This window comes from Halobacterium wangiae (assembly GCF_021249345.1).
Classification (GTDB): Archaea; Halobacteriota; Halobacteria; order Halobacteriales; family Halobacteriaceae; genus Halobacterium; species Halobacterium wangiae.
Genome location: NZ_CP089588.1, coordinates 2,871,939 through 2,894,923, shown reverse-complemented (window position 1 = coordinate 2,894,923; position 22,985 = coordinate 2,871,939). Strand labels below are relative to the sequence as shown.

The window sequence follows — 22,985 nt, the reverse complement described above, 5'->3', positions numbered from 1 at the left end:
ACTATGAGTACGATGATCGACATTCGGCGGTTACAGACGGTGAACGAACTGGCTCGCGCCGGCGCGACGACGGTGGCCGACAACATGAGCCAGCTGACCGGGGTCGAGACGGAGATGCAGATCACGAAGATCAACGTCATCGACGTCGAGGACCTGGGCGCCCACCTGGGAGCGGACAAACAGGTCGGCGTCAACGTCCCCCTGAAAGAACAGCCCTACGGCTCCGTCCTCGTGCTGTTCGACGACGAGAGCGCACGCCGCGTCGCGGGCACGATGATGGGCGGCATCGAGAGCGACGGCGGCGCCTACAGCGACATGGAGCGCTCGGCAATCCGCGAGGTTGGCAACATCATGACCAGCGGCTTCATCGACGGCTGGGCGAACGTCCTCGGCCGCACCATCGACATCTCCACCCCGCAGCTCATCCGGGCCTCGGGCCACGAGATCGCCAACCACTGCGTCGACCCGGGCGAACACGAGATCGCGATGGTGTTCGACGCCACGCTCCACGCCCCGGACGCCGACGTCGAGGCGAAGATCTACTCCTTCCCGGACATCGAGGCGTTCGTCTCGATGATCAACGCCATCTGAGATGCGGGTGGACCTCGACGCCGTCGCGTCGTTCAGCAGGACCGGCGACCAGGGTGGCGAGTGTGCAGCCGACTCCCTGGAGACGCTGACTGGCATCACCGCCCACTGCTCGCTCACGCGCACCGCGCTCGTCGACGCCGACGAACTGTCGACGTTCCTCGGCGAGTCGCCGTCCCGGTTCACCGTCGGGTTCGACGGCGCGCTGTCCGGACGGGCGGTGCTCTCGTTCGACGACGCGTTCGCCACAGGGGTCGCCGAGGAACTCAGCATGGGCGACGCGGCGCTCCCGGAGGTGTCGAACATCCTCACCAGCGGGTTCGTGGACGTGTGGGCCGAAGGAGCCGACACGACCATCGACATCGAACCGCCCTCGGAGGTCACCGACGAGGACGCGGTGGTCCACGACGCTGCAGTCGTCGACGACTGCGCGTTCGTCTTCGAGAGTCAGGTCGTGCTCTCCGGGTCGGGCGGAAGCTGTCGGTTCGCGGTGATCCCGGACGTCGAGTCGTTCGCCGACTACCTGGCGACCGACGAGGACGCGTTCTCCGTCGGGAATCTTTCGGCGTACCTCCGGATGACCACCGAGAGTGCGGCGACCGTGGAGTCCCACCTCGCCGCGATGACGGGCGTCGACGCCGACACCGTCGAATCCCACATCGACTTCGTCCCCGTCGAACGGGTCCCGTCGCTGCTCGACGACGCCGCCTACGAGGGCGCGGTGTTCGAGAGCGAAGGGCCCGTCGACAGCGTCATCGCCATCCTGTTCGAGGAGGTCGAACCCGGCTCCGTCGCGGACACCATGCTCGACGAGTCGGACCCGGATCCGGAACTCGCGGAGAGCGCCGTCGCCGAGCTCGGCAACGTCACCGCCAGCGGGTTCCTCGACAAGTGGGCGAACACGCTGGAGACGACCATCGACGTCTCGACGCCGTCACACGTCCGCGACGACGGGCGCGCCGTCCTCGACACGGTCGCGGCGGCCTACGGGCAGTACGCGGACACCATCGCCGTGGTGAACACGACGGTCTCCCTGGGGACGGAGCTGACCTGCCGGGTGTGTGCGTTCCCCAGCCCGGAGGACGCGGACACCGTCGGGCAGATAGCCGAACAGCTCACCGACACGGCGGGTGAGCACCAGTGACGGTGCGAGTCGGCGTGGCCGACTGGCGCGTCGCGTCAAGCGATTCGACGCTCGTCACCAGCGGCCTCGGCTCCTGTGTCGCGGTCGCCGTCTACGACCCCGCGGAGGGTGTCGGCGGGCTCCTCCACGCGATGCTCCCGGAGGCGCCGGAGCCGGTGGACAAGCCCGCGAAGTACGTCGACTCCGGAATCGAGGAGATGGTCGACGAGCTGGTCCAGCAGGGCGCGTCTCGCCAGAACCTCGCCGCGAAACTCGCCGGAGGAAGCTCGATGCTGGACATCTCCGTCGGTGACGCCGTCGGCCAGCGGAACGTCGACGCCGCCCACGACGTCCTCGACGCGGCCGACGTCAAGCTGGTCGCCGCGGAGACCGGCGGCAACGACGGTCGGTCGGTGTCCTTTAGTCCGGCCAGTGGCGACGTAACGATCAACCGTGTCGACTCAGAGGTGGAAGTGATTTGACCGACTTCGAGGACCTGCTGTCGTTCGTCGAGCGCGAGACGGAGTTCGCCACGAGCTACTACGACGACGCCTACCTCGACCGGCGCATCTCCGCCCGCATGCGGCGACGGAACACCGACAGCTACGACGAGTACCTCGAGATGCTCCGGACCGACGAACACGACGAACGTGCGGAATTGCTCGACACGCTCAGCGTCAACGTCACTCAGTTCTTCCGCGACCGGAAAGTGTGGGCCGCGCTCCGCGACGTCCTCCTCGAGTCCGCCGACGGCACCACGCTATCCATCTGGAGCGCCGCCTGCGCCGACGGCCGCGAGCCGTACTCCATCGCGATGCTCGCCCTCGACGCAGGCCTGGACCCACGGAAAGTCCGGATCCTGGCCACCGACATCGACGAGGACGCACTCGAACGCGCGCGGCGCGGCCGATACGACAGCACGCGCACCGCGGACATCCAGGACCAGTTGAGCTTCCTCGACGAGCCGATGCAGTACGTCGAACGCGAGGGCGAACGCGGGTTCGTGGTCGCCGACCATGTCAAGGACCTCGTCAGCTTCGAGCGCCACGACCTCATCACGGGCGACCCGAAGTCGGGCTTCGACCTCGTTGCCTGCCGGAACGTCTGCATCTACATCGACAAGCAGTACAAACTCCCGATCCTCGACACCGTCAGCCAGTCTCTCGACGGGGGCGGCCACCTCGTCCTCGGGCAGACGGAGACGCTCCCCGGTGAGGTCAAGGAGCGCTTCGAGGCCGCAGACCCCCGGATCCGGATCTATCGCCGACTCCCAGACGGAGAGTAACGCTTATTCGGCCCCCGCGACGATTCGGTTTCGAGACTGGGGGAGCATGCCGGAATCAGCAATCGCGGACTTCGTCACGTCGTTCATCCCGGACACGGCCACGCACGTCGAACCCGTTCGCGGCCGCGTCGTGATGAGCAAGCGCCGCATCGTCCTCGCCACCGAGGACACCAGTGTGACCATCCCCCTCCCCGGCGTCTTCGACGTCCAGCACGACAGTGCGCCCCGCGACCTCGCCGAGTTCTTCGACGACACCGTCACCGTGGCGTACGAACGCGACGACGAGAAACACGTCGCCGTCATCGAGGGTGCCGGCGACACCGTCGACAAGTTCGTCACGCTCGTCTTCAAGGGACTGCTCAACGGCACCACGGTCTACGCCAAACACCCGGCACGGCGTGGGGGCCGCGTCACCGACCAGTCCTTCGAGTCCGGAGAACTGTACGTGTCTCCGGGGTCGCTCGCGCTGCGTGACGACGTCGGTACGGCCATCGACCTCTCGACGGTCACGCACTTCGAGCGCGTCGAACGCGACCTGAACGGGTCCAGCAGACCGCTCCTGTCCGTCCGGCACATGAGCGACGCTGGCGCGGTCACCACGGAACTCGCCCTCGACTCCGGCCGGAAGATGAACCTCCTCGGACGGTTCATCCGGCTGCGCTACACGCACCTGAAACAGGACCTCAAGGACGTCACCCTCTCCACCGACGAGGTGGAGACGCTGGTCGCAATCTACTCCAGTGGCCCCGACGCGAGCCTCGCGGCGGTCCTCGGGGTCGGCGCCAGTCGAGTGACGATGCTCCTCAACGACCTCGTCGAGAAGGACCTCGTCCAGGACAGCGACGGCGTCACACTCACGGATCTCGGGCGGGCCGCGGTCAGCGAACACATCGAGGACGTGAACTTCTGAGCGGGAATCGCGTCTACGCCGCAGAGACGACCGTCACTCCTCGTTGATAGCTTCGCTGGCGATGTTCCGGCCGCGAGTCTTCATCGAGACCTCTCGGCGCTTGCGCACTTCCTCGAGCACGTCCACCTCGACGAGTCGCTCGAAGATCCCCTCGACCTCGTCGACGTCCATCCCGAGGAAGTCCGGGATCTCGAACGACGACACCCCCGAGTACAGCGCCATCAGCACGCGCTTCTCCGTCTCCGAGAGTTCGACCGACCCCTGGCTCTTCCGTGCCTCCTTGCTCAGCAGGGACTCCAGGATCGAACACGTGTGGGAGTCACTCGAGAAGTACGTCTGCACGCTCGCCTCGTCGACGGTGTGTTCGACCTTCAGCACGGGGCTCTTCTCGCCGTCAACGTCGAGGGAGGCCGCTTCGGCCGATCCCACGTCGTCGAGGTCCACGGAAACGAACGAGCCGTTGGACATCGCGACACTCAACTGGTCCTCGTCTACTTTGATGCGCGCGCGCTCGAAGGACTCGTCCTGCACGACGCCTCCTTTCACTGCGGGGTGTTTCACGAGCATCTCCGTCTGGTCGAGGAGCGCGCCGTACAGCTTCCCCTCGAACTCCTCGGTGTTCTCCCCCATCGAGAGCAACAGCACGCTCTCGCTGTTCATCTGGATGCTCACGTAGTCGCTGACCTGTGCGACCGTCTGGTTCACGTCGTAGCGACCGCTCAGGCTGGCGACCTCCGACAGCGGGAGGTTCCGTTTGCCGTCGTTGCCCGCCAGTACGATGCGTTTGTTCGACAGCAGGATGCGGCCGTTCGTCCAGGCCGCGTCCTTCATCCGCCGGCCGTCCTTGACGGCCTGCAGGAACTTCCCCGCACCGTCGGCGATTTTGTACTCGGACTCGCTCATTCCTCACCTGCGAGCATGGCTGTGCGCGTAGCGGCAACGCCGTTCTCGCACCGACGCCACGCCTCCGTACTCATGTCGGACGACACTATTCAGGAGGCGTATTTAATGCTTTGCGTGCGATTCTCGCGTCTGAAATCGCCACCCGAAACCCCCTCGCGACTATCCACCACCCGCTAGGAGTGGCCGCCCAGTTTCGAGATCGCAGAGAACGCCCGCCGCCGAACCTCGTCGTTCTCGGTCTCCTCGACGAGTCGCTCCAGACGCTGGCGCGATCGGTCACCGCCGACCTTCCCGAGCGCGAACGCCGCCATCGCGACGGCGTCGTCGCCGTACTCGTCGGTCTCGATGACCTCCAGTAGCGACGTCTCCACGGACCGACCGCCGATCTCGGAGAGACCGGTCGCGGCGAACTGCGAGATCAGGTCGTCGTCCTCGCCGAGCACCGCTCGGAGCGCCTCCACTGCGTCCAGCTTCGTCGACTGCCCTCCTGCGACGCGACCCAGCATCCACGTCGCGTTCCGCCGCTGGTGGGTCTGGGTCCCCTCCTCGATGATCTCGATCAGCGACGCGACGACGCTCGGGTCGCTGCGCTCGGCCATCCGGTCGACGATCGTCTCCCGGAGTTCGTGGCTCCGGTCCGGGGGGACGTTCGAGAGGATCTCGATGAGGGAGAAGACGGCCGCGCGTCGCACCAGGTCGCTCTGGTCCCCGAGGCGTTCGACGAGCGCGTCGACGGGTTTGGCGTTTTCGAACTGCCCGAGCGAACTCACTGCAGTCCTTCGCATCGCCTCACTGTCGTCGTCGACGACCGACAGGAGCCCACCGAGCGCGTCCTTCGTGGTGAGTCGTCCGAGCGACTCCGCGACCTCCCGGCGCACCTTCAGCGGCTGGTCGTGGAGGCACTCGACCAGGACGCTCGTCACGGCGGGCTCGCCCACCCGACCGAGTGCTCGCGCGATGCGCGCCCGGACCTCGGGGTGTGGTTCGGACTGCAGCCGTTTGGCGAGCGGTCGAGCCGAGTCCTCCACCCCGAGGAGACCGAGGACGTTCGCCGCCGCCATCCGGAGTTCGGTCGTCCCGGACGTGAGGTTCTCGACGAACGCCTCCGCCTGCGCCCACGTCGCACCGGAATCGGGGATCTCCTGTCCGAGGCCCTTCATCAGCGCGTCGACCGCTTCCTGCTGAGTGAGCGCGTCGATGGCCTCCGCGCGCACCGTCTCGTCGTCGTCGCTCATCGCACCGACAAGCGCGTCGATACCCTCCGACTCGGGGTCGTCGAGATTCCCCAGAATTTCGGCTGCTCGGCGTCGGACCGTCGGTTTTTCGCTCTCCCGGAGCAGCTCCACTAGCTTCTCGACGTCGCCGGAGCGCTCCAGTCCGTACAGCGATGGCACACCTACCGATTAGAGTACGACTACAAAATCGTGACGTTCAGGAGGCGATACGACGGGAAGAGTGGAGCCGCTACAGCTTGACGGCCTGCTTGCCCTGCAGGGACTCCGGTGCGGACAGCCAGTACGGGGTCGTCGAACCGTACTGGGTGGTGATCTCGATCTGGGCGCTCTCGCCCTCGGCGAGACCAGTGATGTTGTTGTTACCGTCGGCAGCCTGCCAGTTGGCTCCCGGGTTCCGGATGGCCGTCGCGTTCAGGACGAGCTTGATGCGCGTCTCCTGACTCGCGAGGACGTCCGTACTGTCACCGTTGACGTTCACGGTCGCGAACTTGGTCGCGTTCGTCCCCGTTGCACTTTCGGGACCGTTCGTGAGCGTCTCGGCGTTGTCCGGGCCGATCCACTGGACCGTGGCCTCCGAGAGGTTGATGTTCTCGGCACCAGACGCACGCATGACCGTAACGTTCACGTACTGGATAGTCTCGTTATCGACGGCGTCGTCCTGGTCGACAGTGTTGACGTTTCCTGTCGCACCGACGACCGTCACACGGTTGGAGACCTGTGCGGTCGCTTCTTCGCCAGTCGCTTCACTTTTCGTCTGCAGGAAGCCTGCGGTGTTGATGAGGACGCCAGCGGCGATCGCGGCGACCAGGACCATCGCGATGAACACGATGAGTGTCCCGATACCCACCTGACCACGCTCTTCCTCGTCGGTGATGAACTCGAACATCGTTACAGCTTCACCACGTTCTTACCCTGCAGTGATTCCGGCACACTGACCCAGTACTCGGTCTGGGAACCGAACTGCGTCGTGATCGTCAGCTGGGCCTGCTGCCCGCCACCCAGACCACTGCCGACCTTCGTCGAGTCGATGACGATGTTGATGCGGCTGTCCTGGGTCGCCAGCACCGGATCGTTGTCGCCCTTGACGTCGTCGGTACCGAACTCGCTGCCGGTCAGCTCACTGTAGGTGTCAGTACCGTTGTGCGTGAGCGTCGTAGCCTGGTTCGGGCCGATCCACTGGACGGTGGCCTCCGAGAGGTTGATGTTCTCGGCGCCGGCCGCACGCATGACCGTGACGTTCACGTAGTCGATCGATTGACTGTCCGTCACGTTACCTGCCGCGGAGACGACCGTCACACGGTTGGAGACCTGTGCGGTCGCTTCTTCGCCAGTCGCTTCACTTTTCGTCTGCAGGAAGCCTGCGGTGTTGATGAGGACGCCGGCGGCGATCGCGGCGACCAGGACCATCGCGATGAACACGATGAGTGTCCCGATACCCACCTGACCACGCTCTTCCTCGTCGGTGATGAACTCGAACATCGTTACAGCTTCACCACGTTCTTACCCTGCAGTGATTCCGGCACACTGACCCAGTACTCGGTCTGGGAACCGAACTGCGTCGTGATCGTCAGCTGGGCCTGCTGCCCGCCACCCAGACCACTGCCGACCTTCGTCGAGTTGATGACGATGTTGATGCGGCTGTCCTGGGTCGCCAGCACCGGATCGTTCCCACCCTTCACGTCGTCGGTGGAGAACTCACTCGCGCTGGGAGCGTCCGCGTGCGTCAGTGTCGTGGCCGTGTTCGGGCCGATCCACTGGACGGTGGCCTCCGAGAGGTTGATGTTCTCGGCGCCGGCCGCACGCATGACCGTGACGTTCACGTAGTCGATATCCTGGTTGTCTGTGACGTTACCGGCTGCGGAGACGACCGTCACACGGTTGGAGACCTGTGCGGTCGCTTCTTCGCCAGTCGCTTCACTTTTCGTCTGCAGGAAGCCTGCGGTGTTGATGAGGACGCCGGCGGCGATCGCGGCGACCAGGACCATCGCGATGAACACGATGAGTGTCCCGATACCCACCTGACCACGCTCTTCCTCGTCGGTGATGAACTCGAACATTGTTTTCTGGTTCGCCCCCACCCAAACGGGCTGCTTGGGGCTTAGTCCGAAAATTCCGACAACTGTACTAAAGTCTATGGGCGTGGTTATCAGCCATGAAAAACTCCGTTAAGCGGGCCGACAAAAGAGCTAAGACGACAGGCGAATCCGGGCACGTATGGCCGCGAGCATCGACCTCGAGGCGCTTAGACACCGGCTAAAACTGCTCCGGGACACCGGTGAGACGACGCTGTTGGAGAACCGGGACGGTGTCGAGTGCCCCGTCTGTGACGAACCGTTCGACGAGGTACTGGAGACTCGCGAACGGACGCGGACGCTCTCCGCTGACGAGGACATCCATCTCTGTCTCCTCCGAGAACGCGATAAAGTACTTCTATTCACGCACGCGCGCGTAGGAGGTCTTCCGTGAGCGATTCTAAGCGCTGGTAATCGAGGGGGAAATCTTTTATAGCTACTTTGCCCGCATTAGCCACGAATGCTGGGTACCCTTCGGAAGCTGCTCGGTCGAGGGTCCGAGCGGACGGCGACTGACGGCGGTACAGACGCCGGCCAGATCTCCTTCGGCGAGCACGACAGACACGGGGCCGCTGTTCGGAAGCGGTACGAGCTCGACACGACTCGGCTCGACCCGTCGCTCCCGTCCGAGGCGGCCGACCACCTCGACGCACTCCTCGAGGAGAACTCGGCCGGCCCCGGAGCTTACGTCCCGGCCTACGAGGCTGCGGGTATCGGTGCAGCCGGATTCGTCTCGGCCCACGAGGCGTCGGTCGACGCCGTCGTGGACGCCGTGTTCGACCGGCTCAACGAGGAAGGACTCGACGAGCAGCCCCTGGACCGGGCGGAGGCCGAACTCCGGGCGGGGTTGGACGCCGTCGTTCGAGACGCCGCCGAAGGTGTCGCCGAGTTCGGTGAGGACGGAGCGGACGCAGACGAACTGAACGTAGAGGACGACGAACTGCTCGACGGCATCGGGATGCCGGTGTTCATGCTGGACGCCGACGGCGAGGTCGTCGCATGGAACAACGCGCTTGAGGAGCTGACGGGCTGTTCGGCATCGGAGGCGGTCGGCACGACCGATGCGTGCGACGCTATCTACGCCGACGGGAGCCGCTCGATGACACTGGCCGAGCAGGTGCTGGAAGCACCCAACAGCGCCGAGATGGAGTTCGATGTCTCCCGCGCCGACCGCGAGTACGTCCTCTACGAGGATTCCGGGACGATGGTGACGCGGGCGGGCGACAAACACGAGATCGAGTTTAGTGCACGCCCGATCTTCGACGACGGGGAGCTGATCGCCGTGGTCCAGACCGTCAACGACCGGACCGAGGACGTCGAACGTGCGGACGCGACGGAGGACCTCGTGACCGAACTCCGTTCGACGATGCAGGAACTGCAGGACGGTCACCTGGAATCCCGGGCGTCGTTCGAGCAGCGCGGCCACATCGACGACAGACTCGTCCAGGTCGTCGACGACCTGAACTCGATGGCCGACCAGTTCGAGCGGCTCGTCGGGCAGGTCGACGGGAAGACCCAGGAGCTGGCGTCCTCCATCCAGGAGGCGACGGCCGAGGCGAACGAGATCGCGACGGTCGTCGGCGACCAGAACGAGATGCTGTCGGAGGCCGCGAGCGAGATGCAGAACTTCTCGGCGAGCATGCAGGAGGTCGCCGCCAGCTCCGACCAGGTGGCCGCCGCCGCGGAGCAGGCACAAACGGCCGCCGAGAGCGGGCTCGACGCGAGCGAGGGCGCGAGTACGGCGACCAACGAGGTCATCGACATCAGCGACGACCTCGTGGACAGCGTCTCCGAACTCGAGGAGAAGATGGACGAGATCGAGGACGTCGTCGAGGTCATCGCCGAGGTCGCCGACCAGACGAACCTGCTGGCGCTCAACGCGAACATCGAGGCTGCCCGCGCGGGCGAAGCCGGGAGCGGGTTCGAGGTCGTCGCCGACGAGGTGAAAGAGCTCGCCAACGAGACGCGTTCGCACACCGAGCGCATCGCGGGGAGCATCGAGGAGGTCCAGCAGCAGGCGAACGAGACGGTGGTCGCCGTCGAGGAGTCCCACCAGCAGATCCACCGCGCGGGCGACGAGATCGACGACGCGCTCACCGCGCTCGAGGAGATCGCCGACGCGGTCGACGAGGCCGCGACCGGAATCACGGAGGTGGCGCGCGCGAACGACGAACAGGCCTCGACGGTCGAGGAGGTCATCGTCACCATCGAGTCGGTCCAGGACCAGGCAGCGGACGCCGCCGACGCGTCCGAACGGATCGTCGACGCGACGCAGCAACAGTCCCGAGCGGTTCGCGAACTGGACGAGCGCGTCGACCAGCTGACCAACACGGAGGAGAGTAACTAATGACGCTCAACCCACGCGAGTACGACCCGGAGGAACTGCGCACCGCCGCCCAGCAGGGCGACGACGTGAACATCCGCGAGCTGAAGAAACGGCTCGCCGAGCAGGAGCAGGAGTCCGAGGAGGCCGTGCGGTCCGGCCAGTTGAAACAGCTCCTGTTCATGCACTCCAGTGCGAGCGAGGAGCGCCTGGAACGGCCGTACCTGCAGTCGATGCCGGGGAAGTACGCCGCGGAGATCACGCTGTTCGAGTGGCTGGAGTTCCTCTTGGAGCGCGGCGGTGTTAAGCGCTCGCTGCAGGCCCTGGACTACTACGAGAACATCGGCTGGATCGGCGAGGAGGCCAGCGAGAAACTGCGCAACCACGTCCGCGGGTTCGCCGGTCCGGCCGACGAGGAGGACCACGCCGACCTCGAGATGGCCGATCACGTGCTGAGCCTCGTGTTCATCGCTCGACTCGCCTCGATGGAGTAGCTCGCTGACCCCGGTGTAAGCATCCCCTACCCGATTCATCAAATTGAGAACTGGGGGAGAACATTAATTACGCGGGACTCTCGTGTATTATCCCGATGAAGTTTATCCACCTCACCCCGACTGCCCTTGTCTTCGTGCAGTTCGGGGCGCTGGCCGTCGGTATGGCCAGTTGGCTCGATGACGACGAGGGGTCGGGGGACTCCGAGGGTGACGAGGAGTTCGGAATGGACGACGACTTCGACGACGATTTCGACGACGAGTTCGGGTCGTTCGACGACATGGACGACGGCGGAGGCGGTGGGGGGATGCAGGACTCCTCGGTCAACGAACTCGAACACCGCATCGAGGAACTCGAGACGGAAGTGTCGAACGTCGCCTCGAAGGCGAACACCGTCCGCAGCGAGAACGAACAGATCAGCGAGAGCGTCGAGGACGTCGAGGAGAACGTCCGCAAACTCCTCGAGATCTACGAGATGGTCACTCGCGGCGTCAACCCGTTCGTCGACGACGTGAACCCGGACGCGATGGGTGGCGGTGACGCCGCTGGCCAGAGTTTCGGCCTGTTCGACGACGAAGAGGAAGCAGAGGACGCCGGTGGCGACGACCTCGACTCCGACATCGCGGACGCGGACGCGGACGACTTCTTCGAGGACGACGCATTCGACGACGGGATGGACGACCTCGAAGAGGGCGAGGAGATGGACGAGTTCGGGGAGTTCGAGGATGCCGACGAGGAGGGGGACGAGGGGATGGACGGTTTCGACGACTTCGACGACGAAGACGAGGAATCCGACGGCGGCGGCGGTGGGACGTCCTTCGACGAGCTGAAAGAGGAGTACGAGTCGGGGGACGCCGACTGGGCCGAGGGCGAAGCACCCGACGACGCGGGTATCGAGGCCGACGAGAAGCCCGACCTCGGGTTCGACGACTCCGACCTCGAAGCCGAAGCAGAGGAAGAGGCGGACACCGAGGAGGCCTTCGAGTTCGGAGCGTCCGAGCCGGACCCAGGACCGGATGAGGCGAGCGGAACGCCGCCCGCGCTGGGCCTGCGCACGCGCGGTGACGGACCACACCTCGTCGAGCCTCCGAAGGGCTACCTCGGGGACGTGATCTGCCTGGAGTGGCTGGACTACCTGCTCTCGGAGTTCGGGCCGAAGAACACGGTGCGCACGCTGAACTACTACGAGCGCATCGGCTGGATCGGCGAGCCGGTGCGGGACCAGCTGTTCGACTACCTGGAGGGGCTCACGGACTCGGACTACCTCTACCGGGAGGAGTTCGGGACGACAGAACTGACGATGGACGACCACCTGAAGAGCCTCGACTACATCGAGGAGCTGGCCAGCGAGGACATCGAGCGTGCCATCGTCGACCGCTGCGAGGACCTCCACAGGAATGGGATTCAGCGTTAGTGGCTCGGCGGCGATCCTGTTCATCGCCGCTTTCGTCAGCGTCGGCATCCTCTACTCGGCGGCGTACAACGGGTACGAGCGCGTGCAGGACGCCGACGACGGTCACGGAGAGCGCGTCCTCGAACAGCGCAACACCGCAGTGAACGTCACGAACGTAACGTACAACTCAGGTGACGACAAACTGACGGTGAACGTGACTAACGAAGGTGCGACGTCGCTGTCGATCAACGAAACGGACCTACTCGTCGATGGCGAGTTCTACGGTCAGGCTGGCTACGACAGCTGGAACGTCGACGGCCAGTCGGACACGACGCTGTGGCTCCCGGGCGAGACGTACAGCGTCACGCTGACCGCGCCTTCCGAACCGAACCGCGTGAAGGTCGTCACGTCGCCGGGTGTCACGGCGACGGGGGTGGTCTGAGTGGCCAGCGTCTCCTCGTCGACGCTCATCATCTTCATCGCGAGCATCCTCGTGGCAGCGTCAGTCGCGGGGACGATGACGAACGGCGTCCAGCGGTTGAGCGACGCCCTCGGCGACAGGAGCATGGACGTGAGCACGGAGATACAGACCGACATAGAGATCATCAGCGACCCCGGGAGTCCGGACTCGATCTACGACAGCGTCGACGACAACCTGACGGTGCTCCTGAAGAACACGGGGTCGAACAGCCTGGGGGCCGACCCTGACGTCGTCGAGTTCATCGTCGACGGTCAGTACCATTCGGAGCTGACCGTCGATGTCGTCAACGGCGACAGCTGGACCCCGGGCAACGTCGCTCGCGTGAACGCGACGAACGTGAACCTGGACCCCGGCGACCATCGGGTCGTCGTCATCGTCCACGGTGACGAGGAGGTGTTGGAGTTCAGAACATGAGTACGAGAAATCTCTACTCGCTCGGCCTGGACGCGCACGACCGACTGAACAACGAACTCGGCGGTGGGATTCCGGGCGGCAGCATCGTCCTCATTGAGGGCGACTACGGCGCCGGGAAGTCCGCGATGAGCCAGCGGTTCACCCACGGGTTCTGCGAGGAGAACCACTCCGTCACGCTCGTCTCGACGGAGTTGACGGTCCGCGGGTTCATCGACCAGATGCACTCGCTGAGCTACGACGTGGAGGAACACCTCCTGAACGAGGACCTGCTTTTCTTCCACGCGGACGTGGACACGGGCCAGAGCGCGCTCCGCACCACCGGCGGTGTGGACGACGAGGAGGACGGGAACCGCAAACAGCTGTTGAAACGGCTGATGGAGGCGGAGAAGATGTGGCAGGCCGACGCCGTCATCATCGACACGTTCGACGCCATCCTCCGGAACGACCCGCAGTTCGAGGCGCTGGTCCGTCAGAACGACGAGCGGCAGGCGGCCCTCGAGATCATCTCGTTCTTCAGGGACGTCGTCTCGCAGGGAAAGGTCATCGTTTTGACGGTGGACCCGAGTACGGTGGACGAAGAGGCAATCGGACCGTTCCGGTCCATCGCCGACGTGTACCTCGAGTTACAGATGGTGGAGGTCGGCAACGACGTCCGCCGCTCGATCGCCGTACGCCGTTTCGCCGGCATGGGCGAACAGGTCGGGGACACGATTGGGTACTCGGTTCGGTCCGGGACCGGAATCGTCATCGAGAGTCGCAGTGTGGCGTAGGAGATCACCATGGCAGACCACGGGAGTAGACAGATTGGGCACGAACTCCGGGAGACCGCGAGTCGCTACACCCATCTGCGCGAGTACCTCCAGCGGTTCAAGCAGTTCACGGGCGAGTTCCCGGAACTCATCGACGAACCGTCCGACGACTGGGAGGCCGACAAGCCGAACGTGCTCTACCCCGTGGGCGGTCCCATCTACTGCCACGTCTACGGCGACCTGGGGAAGGACACCAAGTACTACACCATCGAACCCGAGCTCTCCGGGCCGGAAGCAGCGGTGTTCGCGAACGTCCAGGAGCGCATCCTCGAGAAGTCCGTCCAGAAGCCCGCCCCGGAGGCCGAAGCCGAGTACGACGACCGCATCGAGGAACTGTTAGAGGAGACGGTCCGGGTCAACGACGACGACGAACTCGGCGTGTTCCACCGCGTCCGCCAGCTCCCGAACAACCTCGGGTCCCTCGTGAAGGACCTCGACGCGTCGTCGGTCGCGGACACGATGGTCAGCGACGAACGCGGGCAGATGTCCATGGACTCCGGCGACCTCTCCACCCAGCAGGTGAAGGCTGGAGCGCGCCGGGTGGCGTCGGCCCCGAGCAACTTCGCGAACCAGTTCCGCTCGGCAGTACCGATCATGCGGGAGGCCCTCGAGGAGGCGTTCGGGTTCGGACGCATCCCCGTCAACCAGACGACCTACGAGAACATCCGCTACCAGTTGAACCGGGACATCGTCGGCCTCGGGCCGCTCGAACCGGTGATGCGCGACCCGTACAACGAGGACGTTCACGTCATCGGCCCCAGCGGCTGCTACGTCGACCACGGGACCTACGGGATGCTCGAGACCACCGTGGACTTCGGCACCCAGCAGGAGTTCGACAGCTGGCTGCGCAACATCGGCGAACGGATGGGTGACCCGGTGTCCGACTCCGACCCCATCGTCGACTCGACGCTCCCGGACGGCTCCCGTATCAACATCATCTACAGCGACGACGTCTCCCTGAAGGGACCCTCGCTCACCATCCGTCAGGGCGACGACGTGCCGCTGTCCGTCGGGCAGATCACGAAGTGGGGGACGCTGTCGCCGGAGCTGGCGGCGTACCTCTGGCTCTGCCTGGAGAACGAGCAGACGGTGTTCGTCGTCGGGGAGACGGCGTCCGGGAAGACCACGACGCTGAACTCCATCATGTCGTTCATCCCGCGGGACTCGAAGATCTACACCGCGGAGGACACCGCGGAGGTCATCCCGCCCCACGACACGTGGCAGCAACTCCTGACCCGCGAGGGACAGGGGGAGAACTCCGCGGACGTGGACATGTTCGACCTGGTCGCGGCGGCGCTGCGTTCCCGCCCCGACTACATCATCGTCGGTGAGGTGCGTGGTGAGGAGGGTCGGATGGCGTTCCAGGCGGCCCAGACCGGCCACCCCGTGATGCTGACGTTCCACGCCAGCGACATCGTCTCGATGATCCAGCGGTTCACCGGGGAACCCATCAACGTCCCGGAGACGTTCATGGACAACGCCGACGTTGCGCTGTTCCAGAACCGCGTCAAGCAGGGCGACGACGTCCTGCGTCGGGTCACCTCCGTCCAGGAGATCGAGGGGTACTCCAAGGAGATGGGCGGTGTCGTCACTCGGCAGGCGTTCTACTGGGACCCCGTCGAGGACGAGATCGTCTTCCAGGGTCGGAACAACTCCTACGTGCTCGAAGAGCAGATCGCGACGCTGCTGGGCTACGCCGACACCCGCGAGATCTACGAGGAGATGGACTTCCGTGCGGAGATCATCGAGCGCATCATCCAGGAGGACCTGGTCGGCTACCACGACTTCAACGACACCGTGGCGGCGTTCCAGCGCGACGGCGTCGAAGGACTGCCGTTCACGATCTCCCGCGGGTTCTAACATGTCCACCGAGGAAGTCGAAGCGACTGGCACGCTCGAGAACCTCGACTTCGGCGACATCGTGGACTCCGTCCTGGAGTCCTACCGGCAGATGCCGATGCCGACGTTCAAGTACGCGCTGTTCATCGTCGCCCCGTCGGTGCTGTTCTTCGTCTTCTCGGTGGTAGCGGTGCTGGTCTTCGACCTGCCGATATTCCTGACGCTGCCGATCCCGATGCTCGGCCTGCTCGGCCTCGTCACGGCGGTGCTCTACCCGAAGATCCGACTGGACCAGCGCCGCACGCGCATGGAGAATCGCTTCCACCTGTTCGTGACGCACATGACAGTGCTGTCCACGACGAACATCGACCGCGTGGAGGTGTTCCGCCGCATCGGCGCCGAGGAGGAGTACGGGCCGCTCGCCGAGGAGGCCCGTCGGGTCGTCCAGCTCATCGACGCGTGGAACCAGAGCCTCGACGACGCCTGCCGGATGCGCGCGAACAAGGTCCCCAGCGACCTGCTGGCGGACTTCCTCGACCGTCTGGCGTACACCATCAACTCCGGTGAGAGCCTGGAGTCGTACCTGACCACCGAACAGGACGCCATCATCCGGAACTACGTGACGGCCTACGAGGGGCAACTGGACAACCTCCAAGTGATGAAGGACCTCTACCTGTCGATGATCCTCTCTGTGACGTTCGCGCTCGTGTTCGCGACCGTCCTCCCCATCCTCTCCGGGACGAACCCGACGATGACGGTGTCCGCCGTCGTGGTGATGTACTCGTTCATCCAGATCGGGTTCCTCTACGCCATCTTCACGCTCGCGCCGAGCGACCCCCTCTGGTACTTCCCGGAGAACCGAACGACGTGGACGGAGTGGAAACTCCGCGGGGCGACGGCGGTGGGAGGGTTGCTCTCTCTGGGAGCGGTCGTGGGGGTGCTGGCCGTCCTGCTCGGCTGGACGGGTATCGACCCTGGTTCGGTGCCGCTCCCCATGTACGCGGCCGTGCCGACGACGCCGCTGCTCGTCCCGGGTATCCTCGCACACGTCGAGGAGGAGCGCGTGAAGGACCGCGACGACTCGTTCACGAGCTTCATCCGTGGGCTGGGCTCCAGCGAGACGGCCCGCCAGACGACGACCACGCGCGTGCTGGAGTCGCTGCGCGACAAGAACTTCGGGGCGCTCACTGGACTGGTCGACGACCTCTACAAGCGACTGAACCTCCGGCTGGACGCCTCGCTCGCGTGGCGGCACTTCACCGCGGACGCCCACTCCTACCTCATCCAGAAGTTCAGCGAGATGTACCTCATCGGTCGCCAGATGGGTGGGGAGCCCAAACACCTCGGGGAGCTCATCTCGCGGAATATGAGCGAGGTGCTGCAGTTGCGCCAGCGTCGTGCACAGTCCGTCTCGACGATGATCGGCGTCCTCTACGGCATCACCGCGGCCGCGACGTTCGCGTTCTTCATCGGCCTCGGTATCGTCGACGTCATTTCCGGACTCGGACTCGACTTCTCGAACCCCGCGTTCAACGTCGGCAGCATCATCAACACCCAGGTGTACGACATCCAGCTCATCGAGTACCTGCTGGTGTTGACCATCCTGGTCAACGCATTGCTCTCCTCGCTGATGATCCGGGTCATCGACGGCGGGCACAAGGTGAACGCGTACGTCCACTTCGTGGCGCTGACGTGGATCTCGGCGGTCATCGCCTCGCTGACCCTGGACCTCGTCGGTTCGCTGCTGTCGGTCTGACGACGGAGCCACACTTATGTACTGTACCCCGCTACGTGGCGAACGATGAACGAGGTCGGAGGCGACGGGTACGTGTTCGCCGTCGCCAGTGGGAAGGGTGGCGTCGGGAAGTCGACGACGACCGCGAATCTCGGGGTTGCACTCGCCGACGACGGGTTCGACGTGGCGCTGGTCGACGTCGACCTCGGGATGGCGAACCTCGCTGGCCTGCTCGGCGTGAAGCCCGACACGACGCTCCACGACGTGCTCGCGGGCGACGCGTCGCCGGCCGAAGCCACCTACGAGACGAACGGCCTCACACTCGTCCCCGGCTCCACGGACCTCGAACAGTTCGCGGAGGCGGACGCCAAGTCGCTGCACCGCGTCGTCGAGTACCTCCGGGACCGCAACGACGTCGTGTTGCTGGACGCCGGGGCGGGACTGAGCTACGACATCGCGATGGCGATGAGCGTCGCGGACGGCGTCCTGCTGGTGACCACGGCCGAACTGGCCTCCCTGACGGACGCGACGAAGACCGGGAAACTGGTGACGAAACTGGAGAAACCCGTGGTCGGCGCGGTGTTCACCCGGACCGGAGACGGCGGCTTCGACGACGTCGAGGGGATCGCTGCCGCACTGGGAACGACGGAGGCGGTGACAGCCAGCGTCCCCCACGACGACGCGGTGAAACTGGCCGTCAGGAAGAGCCGACCGGTCGTCGACCTGCAACCGGAGAGTCCCGCGGCGCGCGCCTACGACCGGCTCGCCGCGAAACTCGCCGACAGCGTCGGGATGGAACCGAGCACGGCGCCAGACGCGGGCTTCGAGTGGGTGGACCCCGACACTGGAGAGGTCGAGGAACCGGCGGAGCCACCGGACGCCGACGGCCCCGTCTACGAGATCTCCCTGGAGGAACTCATCGAGGAAGCGGGTCTCGACGAGAGTCCGGACGCGACCGACCGACGGGTGAAACTGTTCGACCGCGTGAAGTCCCGGTTCTCCTGACGCCGCGCCCGGCGGTCAGTTACGGATGACGATGCTGTACATCACGAAGATGTACCCGGTGGTGGTCAGGAGGTAGTTCGCCGTGAGCAGCGTTCGCGTCTGTTCGAACCCCGTGAGGAACGCGAGTACCGTCGTACCGAGTGCGGCGGCGACGACGAGTCCGAACCCCACGGAGAGGTACAACATGGCGGAACGGCCCGTGTTCCGGTAGGCCCGTACCGCGAACCAGACCATACTGAGACCGGCCGCGGCCAGCGTCCCGCTGAATACGAGGTAGAGTGCTTCGATGAGGCGCATATCGCGGTGTTGTACGGTGGTACTCCACGCGCCGTATAAACTTGTCCCCCCGGTTATTAGCTAGGAGAATCAGCGCTCGGAACGAAGGTCGCTCCACACGTCGACGAGCGCGTTCTTGGCCTCGGTGCGTTCGGTGGTGTCGACGCGCGTCTCGTCGACGCCGAACTGGACGGAGATCTCGTCTATCTGCCGCCGGTACACCTTCGTGCGACGGCCCTCGTCGGAGAGCTCCTTCCCCTCGAGTTTGAGGAGGTCGTGCTCGCTGAGTTCCTCGATGCGCCGGTAGCTCGTCGCGATCGGGATGTCGAGCTCTTCGCTGAGCTCCTGGGCGGACTTCGGGGCGTGTGTGGCTTCGAGTATCTCGGCGTTGTACTTGTTACCGAGTACCCGCAACACGTCCACCGGGTCCATCGAGCGAAGGATGGGAGCGGGGGGAAAAAAGACTGTCGGGGCTCGCGTAGACCAAACGCTTAATCCGGTCCGTTGCAGAGTCGCCCCTATGGCTGACGAAGAGACGGACGTGCTGGAGTTCTCGCTGGACGACGGCCGGTACTGTATCGACATCGGCCACGTCGACGAGATCGTGGACGCGACGGAGGACGTGACCACCATCCCGAACGCCGACGCGAACGTCGTGGGGGTCGTCGACCTCCGCGGCGAGACCACGACCGTCGTCGACCCCCGAGTCAACCTCGAGGTCGACGGCGAACCGGACGGCCAGCGCATCGTCGTGCTCTCCGACCAGGACGCGACCGGACTGCTGGTCGACAACGTCCACGAGGTCGAGTCGGTCAGCGAGGACGCCCTCGACGACTCGGCCGCCTCGGAGACGACCCGCGGTGTCATCCGTCGCGAGGACCGCTTCGTCGTCTGGGTCGACCCAGCCGCCCTAGTGTAGGAGCGCGTCGACGTCCGCGTGGTCGTGGAGCAGTCCCTGCATCACGTCCACGGTCTCGGCGTCCCGCACCCGGCCGCCGCGGACGAGTTCCTCCGCGCGTTCGATCGTGGTCAGCGTGTCCGACCGGACGGCGATGACGGGGACGTCCTGTTCTGTGGCTTTGCCGAGTACGGCACCCGATGGCCTGTGGCCGCCCGTGAGCACGAGACAGCGCACGCCGGGCGCGTCGAGCGCTGCGGTCTGCACGTCGGCGCGGTCCCCACCCGTGATGACCGCCGCGTCCTTCGTGCGGCGGAAGTGTCGGAGCGCGCTCTCCCCGCTCATCGCGCCGACGAGGAACCGCTCGACGAGCGCATCCTCGCCACCGCCCGTCGTGAGCACGTCACCGCCGAGTTCGTCCGCGAGGTCGGCGACGGTGACGCCGGCGAGTCGCTGGTCGTTCGGGAGGACGCCGACCACGGGGACGTCACGGCCGTCGAGGAACGGCGCGACCTCGGTCTCGACGTCGTCGTAGGTGGCGTCCGCGACGGCGTTGAAGACGACGCCCGCACAGCGGTCGCCGAGCGCGTCGGCGGCCGCCAGCACGTCGTCGACGTCGCCGGGTTCCTCGTACCGCGTCACGACGATAGCGCGCGCGTCGAGCAGGTCCGCGATGTCGGGGTCAGTGAGGTCGACGATGCCGCCCGTGGCGAGGTCGTCGGCACCCTCCACGACCATCAACTCGCGGTCGGCGGAGAGCCCCTCGAAGGCCTCCCGGACGCGCTCGCGGAGCTCCGGGGGGTCCTCACGGCCACGGATGGCGCCCTGCACGAACGTCGGCGAGTAGACGACGGGTTCGAGGTCGTGCATCTCGGCGTCGAGGCCGAGGAGCTCTCTGGCGAGCATCGGGTCCGCGTCGAGGGTCTTCCCGACGTTGCTCTGGAGTCGGGTGCCCTTCGGTTTCATGTAGCCGACGTCGGTGCCGCGCTCCTGCGCGAGACGCGCGAGGGCGAGCGAGACGGCGGTCTTGCCGGTGCCTGCTTCGGTCGAGGTGACGAGTAGCGTGTTCATAGTTCGTCGGGGTCGATGGTCAGTCGGACGTCCAGTGCCTGCACGCCCTCGGCGGTGGCGAGCAGCGGGTTCACGTCGAGTTCGAGGATGGCCGGGAAGTCGGTCACGAGCTGGCTGAGCCGCTGGACGCTCTCCACGATGGCGTCCTCGTCGACGGCGTCCCGGCCGCGGGCGCCCCGTAGCAGCGGCGCCGAGTCCAGGTCGTCGATCATCCCACTGGCCTCCCGGCCGGAGACCGGCGCGACGCGGACGCTCGTGTCCTCCAGTATCTCCACGAAGATGCCGCCGAGGCCGAACAGCAACAGCGGTCCGAACTGCGGGTCGCGGTTGGCCCCGAGGATGGTCTCCGTGCCGCCGTCGACGTCGACCATCTCCTGGACCTGTACGCCGAGGACGGTGGCGTTCGGCTGGTAGTTTTTCGCGCGCGTGACGAGGTCCTCGTAGGCGTCGGTGACCTCCTCGTCCGGGACGCCGACCTTGACGCCGCCGATGTCGGACTTGTGGAGGATGTCCGGGCTGACGATCTTCATCACGACGGGGCCGTCGATGTCGTTGGCCGTCCACAGCGCCTCCGAGGGGTCGTCGACCACCTCTCCCGCCGGGATGGGGATGCCGTAGGCAGCCAGCAGGTCCATCGCTTCGACGCCGAGTCTGGTGGACCCGCGCTCGGCGGCGCTCTCGAGGATCTCTCGGGCGCGCTCGCGGTCGACGTCGAACTCGCGTGGGGGTTCGTACTCGCGGGCCTGTACCTCGCGCTGGACGGCGAGCGCGTCGAGGCTGCTGACGGCCCGCGCGGGGTCGAAGTAGTTCGGGATGCCGGCCTCGCCGAGCACCGCCGACGCACCAGCGGTCCGTTCGCCCCCCATCAGACACGCACACACCGGTTTGTCGTGCTCGGCCTGCCGCTCGACGACGACGCCCGCGAGTTCCTCGTAGTCGACGATAGCCGTCGGCGCGGAGACGACGATCGCGCACCCGACGTTCTCGTCCGCGAGCACGGCGTCGATGGCCGTCTCGAAGCGGTCGATGTCCGCGTCCCCGATGACGTCGACCGGGTTGTAGACGTTCGCCTCCTCGGGCAGTGAGTCGGTGAGTGTGTCAAGCGTGTCGTCGGTGAACGACGCCATCGAGAGCCGCGAGTCACCGACGGCGTCTGTCGCCATGACGCCCGGGCCGCCGGCGTTCGTGACGACGGCGACGCGCTCGGAGTCCGGCAGCGGGAGGCCGTCGAGGACGCGCGCGAAGTCGAACAGCTCCTGGACGTTGTCCGCGCGCACCACGCCGGCCTGTTCGAGGCCCGCCTCGTAAGCCGACTCGCTCCCTGCGATGGTACCCGTGTGGGAGGACGCGGCCTGTGCGCCCGCCTCCGTGCGACCGGACTTGACGACGACGGCTGGCGTGTCCTGGGTCACGTCGCGGGCGGTGTCGACGAACTCGCGGCCGTCCTCGATGCCCTCGAGGTAGCCGAGGATGACGTCCGTCTCCGGGTCGTCGCGCCACTGACGCATGAAGTCCGTCTCGTCGAGGACGGCCTTGTTCCCGAGGCTCACGACGTCCTTGAAGCCGATCTCCTGGTCGTTCGCCCAGTCGAGGACCGCGGTGATGAACGCCCCCGACTGGCTCATGAACGAGAGGTTGCCGGGCAGCGCGTTCGACGGGCCGAACGTCGCGTTCAGACCGGTCGGCGTCGAGAGCACGCCGAGGCTGTTCGGCCCGACGAGGTTGATGCCGTACTCGTCGGCGACCGTCGCGAGTTCGCGCTCCCGCTGGGCGCCCTCGCCGCCGGTCTCGCTGAACCCCGCGGTGATGACCACGACGTTCCGGACGCCGGCTTCGCCCGCGCCCCGGACCACGTCGACCGCGATGCCCGGTGGCACCACGACCACAGCGAGGTCGACGTCCGGCGCCGACGCCAGGTCCGGGTAGCAGTCGTAGCCGAGCACGGTGTCGCGCCCGGGGTTGACGGCGACCACCTCCCCCTCGAAGTCCGCGAGGTTCTCCACGATGGCGCGGCCGATCGACCCCTCGCGGTCCGTCGCACCGACGACGGCGACGCGCTCTGGGGCGAACAGCCCGCCCGCTTCGTCTGCTGTCTTCACGCCCTGACTATCGACAGGAACGGGTATAAAACCG

Annotated in this window: 25 protein-coding genes; 16 read left to right on the top strand and 9 right to left on the bottom strand. The window is 65.8% G+C overall.

Translation table 11 applies throughout. From position 1 onward, the window contains the following. Positions 1-3 precede the first annotated feature (3 nt). The 5 genes from LT965_RS15275 to LT965_RS15255 are packed head-to-tail and all read left to right on the top strand — an operon-like array spanning position 4 to position 3,906. A complete protein-coding gene (locus tag LT965_RS15275; RefSeq protein ID WP_232701720.1) occupies positions 4-591 on the top strand; it encodes a chemotaxis protein CheC in 588 nt (195 codons plus the stop codon). A gap of 1 nt (position 592) precedes the next feature. Further along, the gene (locus LT965_RS15270; protein ID WP_232701719.1) at positions 593-1,732 is read left to right on the top strand and encodes a chemotaxis protein CheC; all 1,140 of its coding nucleotides are present in this window, start codon (positions 593-595) and stop codon (positions 1,730-1,732) included. Then, positions 1,729-2,193: a chemotaxis protein CheD gene (locus LT965_RS15265; protein WP_232701718.1), complete on the top strand. Its 465-nt coding sequence runs from the start codon at positions 1,729-1,731 to the stop codon at positions 2,191-2,193. Before LT965_RS15270 ends, LT965_RS15265 begins: the two co-directional genes overlap by 4 nt. Further along, positions 2,190-2,996 carry a CheR family methyltransferase gene (locus LT965_RS15260; protein WP_232701717.1) on the top strand — a complete coding sequence of 269 codons (807 nt, stop codon included), beginning with the start codon at positions 2,190-2,192 and terminating at the stop codon, positions 2,994-2,996. Before LT965_RS15265 ends, LT965_RS15260 begins: the two co-directional genes overlap by 4 nt. 46 nt (positions 2,997-3,042) lie before the next feature. After that, a complete protein-coding gene (locus LT965_RS15255) occupies positions 3,043-3,906 on the top strand; it encodes a CheF family chemotaxis protein (RefSeq protein WP_232701716.1) in 864 nt (287 codons plus the stop codon). Positions 3,907-3,939: 33 nt separating this feature from the next. On the opposite strand, the gene cheF1 is transcribed toward LT965_RS15255, so the two are convergent. From cheF1 to LT965_RS15230, 5 genes are all read right to left on the bottom strand, one after another. Further along, complete coding sequence (gene cheF1, locus LT965_RS15250) at positions 3,940-4,809, bottom strand: chemotaxis protein CheF1 (RefSeq protein WP_232701715.1); 870 nt, start codon at positions 4,807-4,809, stop codon at positions 3,940-3,942. A 173-nt stretch (positions 4,810-4,982) separates the two neighbouring features. Next, positions 4,983-6,203 carry a HEAT repeat domain-containing protein gene (locus LT965_RS15245; protein ID WP_232701714.1) on the bottom strand — a complete coding sequence of 407 codons (1,221 nt, stop codon included), beginning with the start codon at positions 6,201-6,203 and terminating at the stop codon, positions 4,983-4,985. Between the two features lie 70 nt (positions 6,204-6,273). Then, positions 6,274-6,930, bottom strand: coding sequence for a flagellin (locus LT965_RS15240; protein ID WP_232701713.1), 657 nt, complete (start codon positions 6,928-6,930; stop codon positions 6,274-6,276). A gap of 2 nt (positions 6,931-6,932) precedes the next feature. Beyond that, positions 6,933-7,523, bottom strand: a complete 591-nt coding sequence (locus tag LT965_RS15235; protein ID WP_232701712.1) for a flagellin — start codon at positions 7,521-7,523, stop codon at positions 6,933-6,935. A gap of 2 nt (positions 7,524-7,525) precedes the next feature. Then, on the bottom strand, positions 7,526-8,101 hold the full coding sequence (locus tag LT965_RS15230) for a flagellin (RefSeq protein ID WP_232701711.1): 576 nt from the start codon (positions 8,099-8,101) through the stop codon (positions 7,526-7,528). A gap of 157 nt (positions 8,102-8,258) precedes the next feature. On the opposite strand from LT965_RS15230, the gene LT965_RS15225 reads away from it, so the two are divergent. The 10 genes from LT965_RS15225 (at position 8,259) to minD (ending at position 18,607) form a co-directional block, all read left to right on the top strand. Further along, positions 8,259-8,510, top strand: a complete 252-nt coding sequence (locus LT965_RS15225) for a DUF7385 family protein (protein ID WP_232701710.1) — start codon at positions 8,259-8,261, stop codon at positions 8,508-8,510. Between the two features lie 66 nt (positions 8,511-8,576). Continuing rightward, positions 8,577-10,463, top strand: coding sequence for a methyl-accepting chemotaxis protein (locus LT965_RS15220; RefSeq protein ID WP_232701709.1), 1,887 nt, complete (start codon positions 8,577-8,579; stop codon positions 10,461-10,463). Then, the gene (locus tag LT965_RS15215) at positions 10,463-10,933 is read left to right on the top strand and encodes a FlaD/FlaE family flagellar protein (RefSeq protein ID WP_232701708.1); all 471 of its coding nucleotides are present in this window, start codon (positions 10,463-10,465) and stop codon (positions 10,931-10,933) included. Before LT965_RS15220 ends, LT965_RS15215 begins: the two co-directional genes overlap by 1 nt. Before the next feature lie 95 nt (positions 10,934-11,028). Further along, positions 11,029-12,345 (top strand): FlaD/FlaE family flagellar protein, encoded by a 1,317-nt coding sequence (locus LT965_RS15210; protein WP_232701707.1) that lies wholly within the window; start codon positions 11,029-11,031, stop codon positions 12,343-12,345. Further along, entirely contained in the window at positions 12,329-12,766 is a 438-nt protein-coding gene (gene arlF, locus LT965_RS15205) for an archaellum stator protein ArlF (RefSeq protein WP_232701706.1), read from the top strand. The genes LT965_RS15210 and arlF overlap by 17 nt, the downstream gene beginning before the upstream one ends. Further along, entirely contained in the window at positions 12,767-13,219 is a 453-nt protein-coding gene (arlG, locus tag LT965_RS15200; protein WP_232701705.1) for an archaellum stator protein ArlG, read from the top strand. After that, a complete protein-coding gene (gene arlH, locus LT965_RS15195) occupies positions 13,216-13,989 on the top strand; it encodes an archaellum protein ArlH (RefSeq protein ID WP_232701704.1) in 774 nt (257 codons plus the stop codon). Before arlG ends, arlH begins: the two co-directional genes overlap by 4 nt. Positions 13,990-13,998: 9 nt before the next feature. Next, entirely contained in the window at positions 13,999-15,888 is a 1,890-nt protein-coding gene (flaI, locus tag LT965_RS16770) for an archaellum flagellar ATPase motor FlaI (protein ID WP_232701703.1), read from the top strand. A 1-nt stretch (position 15,889) separates the two neighbouring features. Further along, on the top strand, positions 15,890-17,623 hold the full coding sequence (arlJ, locus tag LT965_RS15185) for an archaellar assembly protein ArlJ/FlaJ (protein ID WP_232701702.1): 1,734 nt from the start codon (positions 15,890-15,892) through the stop codon (positions 17,621-17,623). A 45-nt stretch (positions 17,624-17,668) separates the two neighbouring features. Further along, positions 17,669-18,607, top strand: coding sequence for a MinD/ParA family ATP-binding protein (gene minD, locus LT965_RS15180; protein WP_232701701.1), 939 nt, complete (start codon positions 17,669-17,671; stop codon positions 18,605-18,607). 15 nt (positions 18,608-18,622) lie between these two features. Here the strand turns inward: minD and LT965_RS15175 are convergent, their stop codons facing one another. Further along, entirely contained in the window at positions 18,623-18,904 is a 282-nt protein-coding gene (locus LT965_RS15175) for a DUF7521 family protein (RefSeq protein WP_232701700.1), read from the bottom strand. A gap of 69 nt (positions 18,905-18,973) precedes the next feature. Next, complete coding sequence (locus tag LT965_RS15170; protein WP_232701699.1) at positions 18,974-19,315, bottom strand: ArsR/SmtB family transcription factor; 342 nt, start codon at positions 19,313-19,315, stop codon at positions 18,974-18,976. An 88-nt stretch (positions 19,316-19,403) separates the two neighbouring features. Here LT965_RS15170 and LT965_RS15165 point away from each other — a divergent pair, with 88 nt between their 5' ends. Then, positions 19,404-19,802 carry a chemotaxis protein CheW gene (locus LT965_RS15165; RefSeq protein ID WP_232701698.1) on the top strand — a complete coding sequence of 133 codons (399 nt, stop codon included), beginning with the start codon at positions 19,404-19,406 and terminating at the stop codon, positions 19,800-19,802. Here LT965_RS15165 and LT965_RS15160 read toward each other — a convergent pair. Then, positions 19,794-20,852, bottom strand: a complete 1,059-nt coding sequence (locus tag LT965_RS15160; protein ID WP_232701697.1) for a phosphotransacetylase family protein — start codon at positions 20,850-20,852, stop codon at positions 19,794-19,796. The two genes, LT965_RS15165 and LT965_RS15160, sit on opposite strands and share 9 nt — an antisense overlap. Continuing rightward, positions 20,849-22,951, bottom strand: coding sequence for an acetate--CoA ligase family protein (locus LT965_RS15155; RefSeq protein ID WP_232701696.1), 2,103 nt, complete (start codon positions 22,949-22,951; stop codon positions 20,849-20,851). The genes LT965_RS15160 and LT965_RS15155 overlap by 4 nt, the downstream gene beginning before the upstream one ends. Positions 22,952-22,985 lie beyond the last annotated feature (34 nt).